The organism is Neobacillus drentensis (genome assembly GCF_036965425.1).
Lineage (GTDB): Bacteria > Bacillota > Bacilli > Bacillales > Cytobacillaceae > Neobacillus > Neobacillus drentensis_F.
This window is the reverse complement of the sequence record NZ_JBALPP010000108.1, coordinates 25,939-38,504: the sequence shown is the minus strand read 5'-3', so window position 1 is coordinate 38,504 and position 12,566 is coordinate 25,939. Positions and strand designations below refer to the sequence as shown.

At 37.4% G+C, this 12,566-nt stretch carries 9 protein-coding genes; 1 reads left to right on the top strand and 8 read right to left on the bottom strand.

Going from position 1 to position 12,566, the window contains the following annotated elements; all coding sequences use genetic code 11:
* Positions 1-217: 217 nt before the first annotated feature.
* The 8 genes from V7161_RS23625 to V7161_RS23590 all read right to left on the bottom strand — a co-directional run bounded on the left by V7161_RS23625 (position 218) and on the right by V7161_RS23590 (position 10,688).
* Positions 218-589 carry a hypothetical protein gene (locus tag V7161_RS23625; RefSeq protein ID WP_335715274.1) on the bottom strand — a complete coding sequence of 124 codons (372 nt, stop codon included), beginning with the start codon at positions 587-589 and terminating at the stop codon, positions 218-220.
* Positions 590-853: 264 nt separating this feature from the next.
* Complete coding sequence (locus V7161_RS23620; RefSeq protein WP_335715273.1) at positions 854-1,843, bottom strand: DUF3895 domain-containing protein; 990 nt, start codon at positions 1,841-1,843, stop codon at positions 854-856.
* Positions 1,844-2,370: 527 nt separating this feature from the next.
* Entirely contained in the window at positions 2,371-3,225 is an 855-nt protein-coding gene (locus V7161_RS23615) for a DnaD domain protein (RefSeq protein ID WP_335715272.1), read from the bottom strand.
* A 1,253-nt stretch (positions 3,226-4,478) separates the two neighbouring features.
* On the bottom strand, positions 4,479-5,579 hold the full coding sequence (locus V7161_RS23610; protein WP_335715271.1) for a glycerophosphodiester phosphodiesterase family protein: 1,101 nt from the start codon (positions 5,577-5,579) through the stop codon (positions 4,479-4,481).
* Between the two features lie 300 nt (positions 5,580-5,879).
* Positions 5,880-6,236 carry a nucleotide excision repair endonuclease gene (locus V7161_RS23605; protein WP_335715270.1) on the bottom strand — a complete coding sequence of 119 codons (357 nt, stop codon included), beginning with the start codon at positions 6,234-6,236 and terminating at the stop codon, positions 5,880-5,882.
* A 409-nt stretch (positions 6,237-6,645) separates the two neighbouring features.
* Positions 6,646-7,650, bottom strand: coding sequence for a DnaD domain protein (locus tag V7161_RS23600; RefSeq protein WP_335715269.1), 1,005 nt, complete (start codon positions 7,648-7,650; stop codon positions 6,646-6,648).
* 407 nt (positions 7,651-8,057) lie between these two features.
* A complete protein-coding gene (locus V7161_RS23595; protein WP_335715268.1) occupies positions 8,058-9,305 on the bottom strand; it encodes an NAD(P)-dependent malic enzyme in 1,248 nt (415 codons plus the stop codon).
* 99 nt (positions 9,306-9,404) lie between these two features.
* Positions 9,405-10,688: an MFS transporter gene (locus V7161_RS23590; RefSeq protein WP_335715267.1), complete on the bottom strand. Its 1,284-nt coding sequence runs from the start codon at positions 10,686-10,688 to the stop codon at positions 9,405-9,407.
* 472 nt (positions 10,689-11,160) lie between these two features.
* Between V7161_RS23590 and V7161_RS23585 the strand changes: the two genes are divergently transcribed.
* Positions 11,161-12,540 carry a M28 family peptidase gene (locus V7161_RS23585; protein ID WP_335715266.1) on the top strand — a complete coding sequence of 460 codons (1,380 nt, stop codon included), beginning with the start codon at positions 11,161-11,163 and terminating at the stop codon, positions 12,538-12,540.
* The last annotated feature ends 26 nt before the right edge of the window (positions 12,541-12,566 follow it).

Genomic DNA, 12,566 nt, shown 5'->3' with positions numbered 1-12,566 from the left:
ATCTATATAAGTCTAGTTACTTTAATATAAAACCTACCAACATTTGCTAATATTTATGCATAAAGCGGAAATATGGATTTTGTATTATCTTTTATAACAATACTAGCTGGATTTATCCTCCCCAAAATTTTTATAGCTATAGACCTTAAACAATAAAAAACCTTTCACACCAACTAGTTTGAAGGGTTTTTACTTGCTTCCTAGAATACCAGAAACATTATATTGAACCGGACTTGGTATCTTGTTTTACTATTCTTTGAGGACTTCTAACCACTTTCCCTTCAGGACCTTCATATTCCTGGCCCCATCCCGTTATGATAGAGAACAATAGAACCAAGAACAGGGCCATGCAATAAATCATACCTCCGCTGACTTGTGTTAGTAGAAGCGGTGCAACAAAATTATACCCTTTTGTCAGCAAAGCACCGAGGAATACAAAAACACTTAAAAAAGGTATGACTAGAACGATAGCATAAGCAAAAACACTGCCGAAGATCAAGGTTGGAAACAAAATACCCAACATCATTCCGACTGTTAAGTATGCCATTTGTGAATTTATAATCACTCCCGTACCGTTGAGCACACCCAAAAAAAGAGTACCTGTCACCACCAGAATAATCTTGACTATGCCCATTATTAAAAGTGGCGAATTCAAGCATCTCAATAGCAGCCATTACTTTTATCGTAAAAAAAAGTGCCTGTCACGTCCCGAATAATGTCGAAGAATTCGACAGAATGAGGGTGGTGACAGGCACTTATAATGAGATTTCTCTTATATTTATTTAAGTATCTTTAACGAAGATTAATATAGAAGCCTTCTCTAATTTAGATCGAGAAGGCTTCATTTTTAAAACTATCGTTTAAATCTATATTTTCTATCCTCTGTACCATTAACTTCTTCAAGGTAAACCACATTTTGGTTGACGAGGCTTTCTAAATAGATGCAAACCATTGGATAAATCTTAGGTTTACCTGTTATGTATCTTTGGTCAGCAACAATGTGATTTTTAATTAATAATTCACAAATGATCCGAATGCTAGAAATTGTCTTAAGGTGGTGAAGAACTTTATCTTTTGTAGAAACTGATAAGTTATTGGTTACAGGTAAAAGTTTCTTTTTTTCATTAACTGGTGAATGATCCTTTGTATCTTCAAATAACTCAAATTCAAACGCGAATTGATTAGATTCATTTTTGTAATTATCGGTTTTGGTAGAGTCGATAATTGCTGGAATTTCTTTCACTCTTGGACGTTTTAATTCTTTTTGTGATAAGAATTCATTAATTAATGGTCTCAACCGTTTTATTTGGCGTTCAAGTAATGGTACGTTGTTTTCAAGATGGTCACTAATATCTGCCGGAAGGACAATCTCACTTGGAATGTATGAAATTACTTCCTCTAGGGTCCAATTTTGTTCAATTTTTTTCAGCAATTCATCCATTTCGTAGTCAATAGTAGTAAATCCTTTTTTTATGGCATTTACTATTTTACCTGGTATTTCAGTATGTTCTTCAAAGTGAGTAATTCCAAAGCGTCTTTGCTCATTTGTACTCTTATGCTTAACAATATACTGATACCGTAAAGGTCGTCCACACTCACAAGGAGTTTCAGGATTCACAATTCCATTATCAATGTAATCTTCTAATATCCATTCATCCAGTAACATTTCAATTTCATCAATGGATGCAGATTCAGGTAGAATAATCCCTTTGTCAATTGCCATTTGATTAGCAAAAACTGTCTTTTTTCCTCTCTTAACATGCTCTTGGATGAAAGTTCTTTGCTGTTCAGTCAATAATGGTAATAATGCTTCACGTTCGTCATTTGTTAGGATCATATTCATTACTTACCATCCAACCTCCTTCAAGTATCTATAATAATTTGTTAACTAACTTATGTTCATTACAATAATGACACTGATCTTTATTCCGTTCGAGTACCCTACTGTTTTTTAGATGGTTACAAATTTGGTTTATTTGTTGTCTAGGATGAATATGTAAAACTTCAGATAAGCAATCGTCGCAGTAAAATTGAATTCCATGATCTTTAATAAAATCTAGAACTATTTCTGAGTTTGTCATTCTACAACCCTTTCATACACATTCTAAAAGATAGCAAAACTTTAAAACATTATTATCTAAATTATAGCATTCTAGTAAATATTCTCCAGTTTTACTTTTGCTAGATAAATAAAATTGCTTAATTTTAATAAGAATACAGATGTCTTTCCTATTTCCGGTAATTAACATATAAGTCTATTTTACTACAAAATTTGTTAAACTAAATTATTGTTACTTAGGTGAATGACAGTATCCTGGAATAAGTAAATCCGCCTTCATCGCTCCCCAAAAGCTCTTTCAGCCATACTCATCACTCTTCACCCGCCGTAAGGTCAAGCTTAAATCCACCTGGAATATCTCTTCCACCAGGAAACGTTTCCGTTGATCTCCTATGCTTTGGTGAGCAATTCAGACTTTCATAAAAGGAATCAATTTCTTCTACGTTAAGTAAGGAATCATTTAACCAGTTTTTCAGAATCCCCACCACATAACTCAGCCTTCGCTTGTTATTGGCACAGGCAATATTCATCGCTTTTAAAATCACCTCTTTCGGCTGTAAAAAGCTAGAATTCTCTAACCAAGATAACAGCTGCTGTTTGGCATTCACGTTCGAAAAACCAAATCCATTGTTGTCCCAAAACTCTACAATTTCTTTCACATCTTTTTGATCATTCTTTACTGGGTTCTCGATGTCTGGATTTTCCTCTATATTTGGATTAAAAGCTTCTTGTTGTTGTTTTTTATTTATTTTTTTATTTTTATATTCTTGTTCTTTTTGTCCCCGTATCGTATAACGAGGTGTCAACGTATCGTCATGCTCTTCACATTCAGTATCTTGATATGTATTATTTTCATTTTGGTCATTAACTTCCTCACTGAAAACCATCTCTTCTTGTTCAAAAAATGATTCAAATAGGCTGCGAATTTCCTGATTTTGAATGGATTCCGAAACATACTGAATAAGTGAAAGATCCTCCACATCTTTTAACTCGGAAAAAATACAGTCCATCACCGGTTTCCCAGCTTTAACCTGGTTATCCTTCCACCAGTTTTTCATTGCCAGTTCTCTTGTATCAGGATTGTAACGGATTAACTGGTGATGCACGATGAATCGCTCCATTAATGAATGAACACTCTCAATCGAATAGCCCAAATCAAAAGCCATTTGTTTTTTCGTAATTTTATAGATGCCAGTTTGGGTCGTTTATGGATTCGTAAGAAGATAAAGATAAAAAAATTTGTCCTCCGGGGTCATTTCTTCTAATACAATCGGATTCTTCCAAAAATCAGTACGTACCATTCTAAACTTTGCCATCTTCAACCACTGCCTTTCTTCTTATAAAATTCCTTCATACTTGATATAGAAATAAATGAAGAAAAGGGTCAGATAGTGATGCTTTATGACACACTTGCATCACCCTTTCCTTTACCAGGGCTTTATCTGAATGCCCCCGCCTTCATCACTTCTACGATATCGAGGTTGGCGGGGAAAAGCGAACTTCCTTTTTTCATGTTTGAGGGCATTTTTAGAGCAAAACATCAAAAAACGCCTTCAAAAGATAATTTTTGAAGTCGTTTTTTGCAATTTCGGTTATTTTATACCCTTTTTTTGTGAAGGCGTTTATCTTTCTTAAGTTATATAAAAAGAGCTGTTCCGGGAGGAATAAACAATTGATTTGAAAAAGTATTTCACAAATTTCAATCATACAACGCCTTGGCGAACAGTGACAGGCACTGTTCAACATAAAAAGTTCATTCACAAAATATTACCAAATAATTTTTAAAAATGTGTGAACAAATACGAATGGAATTGATAAAATCCGTATAAACAACGTGTATTTGTTTATTCCAACCTGACTAACTTTGCTTGGCACTCTGACCGAATCTATTGGACAATCTGACCCACGGTATTGGTCAATCTGGCCAGCTAACATATGGTCAGATTGACCAAAGCAATATCAGAGATTACTACAGAGATTACAACAAAGATAATATATAGTCGTATTCCCCAAAATTTGACCAAAATATTTTGATCTTTTTAATGGAAAAGGAGGTCTTCTCCCTATCCTTTTTGCTTCAAGATCAATATATAAATAGTGCAATGTGTGTGGTGACAGGCACTTATACAACAAAAATGAGATAGTGAACAAAAACAAAGAAGCAGAACGAAAAGAAACCTATTCAATTAAAACGGCCTAATCACGAGAAGCTGTTTCAAGAAAAAAGCCTGTTGTCATCTTTCCTTTCTTTGATGGAGGCTGTATTAATATAATCTAATGTTTAAACTCGTTTAATTGCAGAATATAAAAGCACCTATCTAAGTTTAGAGACAGGTGCTTTATGAAATTATTCAGAATTAAACAGAATTTGAAAAAGAGTGTTAAACTATTTGTGTTTGTATGTCACTTATCTAGTTTCTTACTTCTTAGGAGTTGCGTAGTTCTTTGGTAGCTCTAGTCCTCGCTGCTCCATGACTGCACGCAATCGGTCTGGGTAGTCGGTGATGATTCCATCAACGCCGTCATCCATAAGCTTTTCCATGGTCGGCTCGTCATCGATTGTCCACGGTATCACCTTCATACCATTCTTGTGCGCTTCTTGCACCATGTCCTTCGTTACGTATGGCTGATAGTCCGCATCGGTGACTTTGCCATTCTGTGGGAAACCGTGTACCGGTGAGATGGCGTCTGCACCAAAAGAGTGAGCTGCCGCCACAAGGTCGCCTCCGAAGGCGTCGATATCAATGCCACCCAACCAAGGAGATGCACCAGCTTGACCAGGCTGCAGGAACTGCGGGCCGTTGGTCAGTGCGACGAGGGGCAAGCGCGGCTCAACCTCGTGCATGCGCATGAGCGATCCCCAGTCAAAGCTTTGAATTGACACCCGGTTGATCATTCCGGCTTCGCGAACCTCTCGGGCAACAATCTGTACGAATTCTTCACGTGGAGCAGTCTGCTCTGGTGCACCTGCCTCTACCTTCGTCTCGATGTTCATCCACACCTTGTTCGCGTGATAACGCTTAACGAGGTCGAAAATCTCGCTTAGCATTGGCATTCTCGCGCCAGGGCTCAAGTTCTGGCCTGGGAATTGCGACAGCTTTAGAGAACCACAATCCAGTGTACGCACTTGGGCCAGTGTGAGGTCCTTAATATACTTGCCGACGTAGGGATATTCAGTGTCACCAGGGAATGCTGGGCTTGTATCCAGGCACTTGGCACCCGAGATTTTACGGTCATGTGTGATAACGGCTTGGTGATCCTTAGTGATCTGCACGTCCATCTCAAGTGTGCTTACACCAACTTCGAGTGCCCGTGAAAACGACGCGATTGTGGACTCACTTGTAAGGCCGATTCCACCACGATGCGCCTCAAGATCAAACCCTTTCGGACCGAAACTCTTCAAATCTTCTGACCAGGACTTAGTCTCAGCAGCCGAAGCTGATTGTGCTGATAATTGGCCGGCACCTGCACACACCATAAGGGCCGCCATCGTTGCTAGAACAAACTTTTTCTGTTTCATATTCTCATCCCCCTATAAAATCTACTACTCTATAATTATAGTAGGATAATGTAAACCCCTGATTATTTAAATGAAAAGGTTTAGTTAAGAAAGATAAGAAAATTATCACAGTTCTTTTGACTTAAATAGTTATATGAATCTAGCAATCAGGCTTTAGCAGGAAGCAAAATCCCTTTTTCAAAAAAGTATTGGACAATTTATATTTTTCATCCATTCGTTCTCATCCTTTAATTTTTCAAATGATAAAGGCAATAGGATTAGTCTTATTTGACTGTACCTATTGCCTTTATTTATACAATTTTACTTATAAAAAACCTTGTCTATATTGTATTTTGACTTTTGTTCATTAAGAATATATGTTTCATAAATTTCTCTATGTACTGGGTCTTCAACCACACAAACCTCAATTTTAGTGACTTCATCTCTATGCATTTTGATAGGGGACACAGTATCTTCAAAATGCTTTTTAATTCTTTGTCTTAACTTTCTTGCTTTACCAACGAATAATAGATCTTGATTATTGTTATAGAACATAAAAATTCCACCCTTATCTCTAGGGATAAGATGGAAATCAGTAAACCCATAAATATTACTTAGCTCAGGATTATTCTGTTTGGTAATCGTAACATCTAGTTTGGGAATGGTTATGTTTATCACTTACGTTCACTTCCTCTTATTTTATCGTTTATTAATGCTATCGTATTTCTGTATTTATTACAATCGCCGTTATTTAAAGCCGCTAAAAGTACCGACTTCTATGCCATAATTATGCTCAAAAAATGGTGATTAATCCATATGGAGTGAATGAACTAATCTCTTTAATGCCAGTATTGTGATCAGCACCACAAAATTATCAACACTTATTGCATATAATTAAATAAGAGCTCATTAGATGTGCCCGAAGCCATTAAAGATTATAAGAGTCCATTGTCAAATACATCCTTCTTTTTCATTCGCCATTTACCCGAGTTTTGTCAAAATGCGAGTGGTGACAGGCATTTATTTCTTGATGCAATTGTTGTTGATAGGAACGGAAATCAGATTTGTATTTTACAATCGATACCCATTACTCTTCACCTGCCGTAAGGTCAAGTTTAAATCCACCTGGAATAGCTCTTCCGACAGGAAACGGTTCGGTAGATTTCCTATGCTTTGGTGCGCAATTCTGACTTCCATAAAAGGAATCAATTTCTTCTACGGTAAGTAAGGAATCATTTACCCAGTTTTTCAGAATCCCCACAACATAGCCCAGCCTTCGCTTGTTATTGGCACAGGCAATATTCATCGCTTTTAAAATCACCTCTTTCGGCTGTAAGAAGCTAGAATCCTCTAACCAAGATAACAGCTGCTGTTTGGCATTCACGTTCGAAAAACCAAATCCATTGTTGTCCCAAAACTCCACAATTTCTTTCACATCTTTTTGATCATTCTGTAATGGATTCTCAATGTCTGGATTTTCCTCTATATATGGATTAAAAGCTTCTTGTTGTTGTTTTTTATTTATTTTTTTATTATTATATTCTTTTTCTTTTTGTCCCCGTATCGTATTACGAGGCGTCAACGTATCGTCATGCATTCCACATTCAGTATCTTGGTATGTATTATTTTCATTTTGATCGTTAGCTTCCTTACAGAAAACCATCTCTTCTTGATCACAAAATGATTCTAATAGGCTGCGAATTTCCTGATTTTGAATGGCTTCCGAAACATATTGAATAAGTGAAATATCCTCTACATCCTTTAGCTCGGAAATAATACAGTCCATCACCGGTTTCCCCCCTTTAACCTGGTTATCCTTCCACCAGTTTTTCATTGCCAGTTCTCTCGTATCAGGATTGTACCGTATCAACTTGTGATGAGCGATGAATCGCTCCATTAATGAATGAACACTTTCAATCGAATAGCCCAAATCAAATGCCATTTGTTTTTTTGTAATTTTATAGATGCCAGTTTGAGTCGTAAGTGGATTCGTAAGAAGATAAAGATAAAAAAATTTGTCCTCCGGGGTCATCTCTTCTAAAACAATCGGATTCTTCCAAAAATCAGTAGGTACCATTCTAAACTTTGCCATCTTCAACCACTGCCTTTCTTCTTATATAATACCTTCATACTTGATATAGAAATAAATGAAGAAAAAGGTCATATGTTTTTCATTTAGAAAGTGATGCTTTATGACACACTTTCATCACCATTTCCTTTACCTAGGGCTTTATGTGAATATCCCCACCTTCAGCACTTCTACGATATCGAGATTGGCAGGGAAAAGCGAACTTCCTTTTTTCATTTTTGAGGGCATTTTTAGAGCCTAACATCAAAAAACGCCTTCAAAAAATGATTTTTGAAGGCGTTTTTTGCAATTTCGGTTATTTTATACCCTTTTTTTGTGAAGGCGGTATTTCACAATCAGTTTCTGCCAATTCATGTTTTTCACTTTTGATTAAAAGATTGAAACCCCACAGGCCAAAACCGCGCCTTCATTTATACTAAAGCAATTTGGTTTTCTTCTACTAGTGTTAATAGATGCTTTTTGATTTCTTCTATATTTACATTTTTTTGTGCAACATCGGTTTCTATTGCAGCGTTAGCAACAGCTGCTGCTACATGTGCGACTACTCTTCGGTCAAACGGATCTGGAATGACATAATCGGCATGAAGTTCTTCATCTGAAATCAATTCAGCAAGGGCATAAACAGCCTTCAATTTCATTTCTTCATTAATTTCCTTTGCGTGAACATCTAAAGCGCCACGGAAAATTCCTGGGAAGGCAAGTACATTATTGACCTGATTTGGGAAATCAGAACGTCCTGTCCCCACGACTAGCGCCCCAGCTTCTTTTGCATCTTCCGGCATGATTTCCGGTACCGGATTTGCCATGGCAAAAATAATGGGTTGTTGATTCATCGAACGAACCATTTCTTTCGTTACGACTCCTGCGACCGATACACCAACAAAGACATCAGCATCCACAAGCGCATCCGCCAGTGTTCCTTGCTTTTGTTCTTTATTAGTTATGCAGGCCATTTCCTCTTTGAACGGATTCATTCCGACAGGTCGACCTTCATAGATGATCCCCTTTGTATCGCATAAGATGACATCTTTTACCCCCATACGAAGCAAGAGCTTTACAATAGCCACACCTGCCGCTCCAGCACCGTTGGTCACAACGCGAATATCCTCGATATTTTTGTTAGCCAATTTTAGCGCATTGATTAACCCTGCTGCTGTAACAATAGCCGTACCATGCTGGTCATCATGGAATATAGGGATATCACAAACTTTTCGTAAGCGATCCTCAATTTCAAAGCATTGAGGTGCTGAAATGTCTTCCAGATTAACTCCGCCAAAAGTCGGTGCTAATAGTTTGACAACTTCGACTATTTTATCTGGATCGGTCGTATCCAAGCAAATCGGGAAAGCATCCACATCCGCAAATGATTTAAATAACAATGATTTTCCTTCCATAACCGGCATTGCGGCTTTCGGGCCGATATTTCCAAGACCTAGTACAGCTGTTCCATTTGAAACAACGGCTACGAGGTTCCCTTTCATTGTATATTCATATACTTTGCTTTCGTCTTCATAAATGTCAATGCACGGTTCAGCTACACCTGGTGAATAGGCAAGGCTCAAATCTTTTGCATCTCGTACTGGAACCTTAGAGTGAACACCCAGCTTCCCTTTATTCTCCTTATGCATCTTTAATGCTTCCTCACGTAAAGTAGACATCTATGTCCCTCCTTTTGTTTTATTTTTTATGGTGATGTAAGCATTGCATAAATCAATATTCACTTCTTCTACGTAAAAGTTTTAAATTCTATAAATCTTTTAGCTTATAATTTTTTGACTAATATCTTTTTTTATTCCAAGCAATAAATCTTTTTTGTAAAAGAAAAAGATGATGCCGCAAATCGCTGTAACTATTTGTGTCCCTATTAGAAGAGAAAATCCTGCAGCAAAGTTATCTTTTACTTGGCCGGCAATCAACGCACCCATAATAACGGGCATAAAGGCTGAAACTAAGTTTCCAATTCCATTTACAATCCCATAAGTGCTACCAACATTTTTTCCCTTAGATAAAAATTGAACCATAGTTGGAATAACCGGACCTTGAATTCCCCAGAAACCATTTGCTAAAACCAAACCCAATGCAGCGATCGTCCGGTTAGGTGAAATAACAGTAATGGTTACACATAATGCGGTTAAAACGCCTCCAACTACAAACAAAAGTGAAGCTTTTCGAATTGAAATTTTATCGATTAAATAGCCGCCAAAAAAGCCTGAACCAATACTAACGATAAATGGCAGCGAAGAGATAAAGCCCATTTGTTTTATGGAAAAGTGTCTTTCGTTTAAAAGATAGGTTGGTAACCATGAACTGCTTCCCCACAAATAACTTAATGTTGTGATCTCAATAACCAGAATCCAAATGAGTCCCGGTGTTTTCAACGCTGATATAAAGGTTTTTATAGGTTCGTCTGATTGTATTCGCTTTTTAAGCTTAACTTTATTCCCCTCTCTCTCTTTTGTTTTAATAAACATTAGAATAAGAGGTAAACCAACTACAAGGTTAAGAAAACCCAAAAGATAAAATGAGGTATGCCAATTAAATTGGAAAATGAAATATGTAATTAGTGGAAACCCAAGCGCTAATCCCATCGAAACCCCCATCGAACTTACCGCATTGGGTTTACCTCGTTCAGTTTCACCGAACTCATCTTTGATATACATCGTTTTAAGAGAAAATAACGGTCCCTCACTTGCACCGAGAATAAAACGAAAGAAAAGTAATAAGAATAGCGATCCGGAAAATGGTGAAATAATGGTAAATATTGCCCAAATACAAATACTAACGATTAGTCCTTTTCTTACACCTAAAAACGCTTCATACATTGGGGTTAAAAACATAGCTGCTATCCCGTACCCAACCAAGAATAAGGTCATCAATTCTCCTTGAGCTACTCGATCATTTGAAATATTGAATACATTTAAAAATTCCTCATTGGTAATAAGAATAGAGACATTTATTCTATCGATATAGGAAATAATAACAATGGCTAATAAGGTTATTACACCTAACCATCTTTGTATTGAAGTGTTTCTATTGATCATTGAATATCACCTAATTTCATTAGACTTTTTTATGCTCTAACTTACAGTAGTTGCCTTGTCATAAAGTCTTTAAGTAAAACCGTAAGAATTTCCTTCTACAAGATTTTTACGATTTTCTCGTCCAACTTTATAACTTTGAAAAGACCTTCAAAAATTGCCTATAAATTTCTTTCACATAGCCAGCTGAACTCTTTCAACTCAGTTTCTATTTTAATACCCCCCTTGCATTTTTGTTTTATATTTAAAACAATATTTTTAATATAAAACAATTTTATAATTTTCAGAATATATTTGTCAACGAGATTTCAAATAAAAATAAACGACGTTTTATATATAAAACGTCACCTTTCACCTCCCGAATAATGCCGAAGAATTCGACAGTAATTGGGTCTTCTAGGATTTTGTTCCTATTTACTAAAATTCCCAAAATTGGAATAATGATAGAGTATCACTTTTTCAAAGGGGGAGTTTCATGTTTCGTCGTAAATCGATTATCACGGTTCTAGCAGCAAGCATGATTTTATCATCAGGGGTGGTGTATGCTCAGACAAATGGTGCCCCAAATGCACAATCAGACACAGCTTTTGACAACAAGGTTATCAAAAAAATTAACGTAGAGAATATGTACCATACGATTAAGTATCTTTCGGCAGTGCCAAGGGAAGCGGGTACCGAGGGAGAGGTTCGTGGGGTTGAGTACATAGAAAGCCAGTTTAAGAGCTTAGGACTCGAAACTAAAAGAATACCGTTCCCAATCTATGATTATAAGACAAACCGTGAACTGGCTAAAGTAGACGGAGTTGATTTAAACGGTCATGCCTTTAGCGGCAGTGGAAGCGGGAATGTAACGGCAGAGATCGTAAATGTTGGAAAAGCATTAGCTGGCACGGTCCCCGATAATGTAGCAGGTAAAATTGCCTTGGTTGAGCGGGGAGATATAACGTTTGTTGAAAAAGTGAAGAATGTAGTTGCTAAAGGAGCAGTTGGGGTACTTATGTATAACAGCGGTCCTAATGGTAATAACTTTGGCCAAGCCAATGGGGAAATTCCCGCCGTGGCTATTACCCAAGAACAAGGGAAGGCTTTGGTTGATAAATTAAAGAACGGTCCTGTAACAGCCACCTTAGATGTCAAGATCGAAAAAATCGAGAAAACATCCTATGTGGTTGAGGCTAAATTAAAGCCTAACAAGAATAAGGATACAGGCCAGATTGTCACGATTGGTGCACACCATGACTCTGTTCATCTTGGACCTGGTGCAAATGACGATGCTTCCGGAGTCTCCGCTGTATTGGAGCTAGCAAGAATTTTTGTGAATACTCCGATTGATACCGAAGTCCGCTTCCTTACATTCGGTTCTGAAGAAAGAGGGATGGTGGGCTCATCCTATTATGTAGTACAGCTTCCAAAAAGTGATATAAACCGGATGGTTGCCCACTTCCAAATGGATATGATTGGCGGGGCAGAAGCGGGAGAAAATCATCCATTAGGCGGATTAATCATGTATACAATTGACGGTCAAAAGAATCTTGTGACGGACTTAGGAGCTTCAGCCGGATCTAGAATGTATGATGTGGCGCTGCCGTATGGGCAGTTAGGAAGAAGTGACCATCAGCCATTCCATGACGTGGGCATTCCTTCTGCTCTATTTATACATTCACCTGTTGAGCCTCAGTATCACCAGCCAACAGATACGATTGAACATATCAGCAAGGAAAAGCTGCAACAAGCTGCATCAATCGTCGGAGCATCAGCCTATCAAATTGCTCGTCCGGATACACCAGCTCTTGATCGAGCACATGTGGCTCCTGCAACAGTAAACTACGATTTTGAAAACCGCCCAGTAGATTAATAAAAAAATAGAAAAAACGCTTGAAT

Coding starts and splice junctions, on each gene's coding strand:
- V7161_RS23620 (WP_335715273.1), bottom strand. CDS start 1,843: ATGAATATGATCCTAACAAATGACGAACGTGAAGCATTATTACCATTA.
- V7161_RS23615 (WP_335715272.1), bottom strand. CDS start 3,225: ATGGCTTTTGATTTGGGCTATTCGATTGAGAGTGTTCATTCATTAATG.
- V7161_RS23610 (WP_335715271.1), bottom strand. CDS start 5,579: ATGAAACAGAAAAAGTTTGTTCTAGCAACGATGGCGGCCCTTATGGTG.
- V7161_RS23600 (WP_335715269.1), bottom strand. CDS start 7,650: ATGGCAAAGTTTAGAATGGTACCTACTGATTTTTGGAAGAATCCGATT.
- V7161_RS23595 (WP_335715268.1), bottom strand. CDS start 9,305: ATGTCTACTTTACGTGAGGAAGCATTAAAGATGCATAAGGAGAATAAA.
- V7161_RS23590 (WP_335715267.1), bottom strand. CDS start 10,688: ATGATCAATAGAAACACTTCAATACAAAGATGGTTAGGTGTAATAACC.
- V7161_RS23585 (WP_335715266.1), top strand. CDS start 11,161: ATGTTTCGTCGTAAATCGATTATCACGGTTCTAGCAGCAAGCATGATT.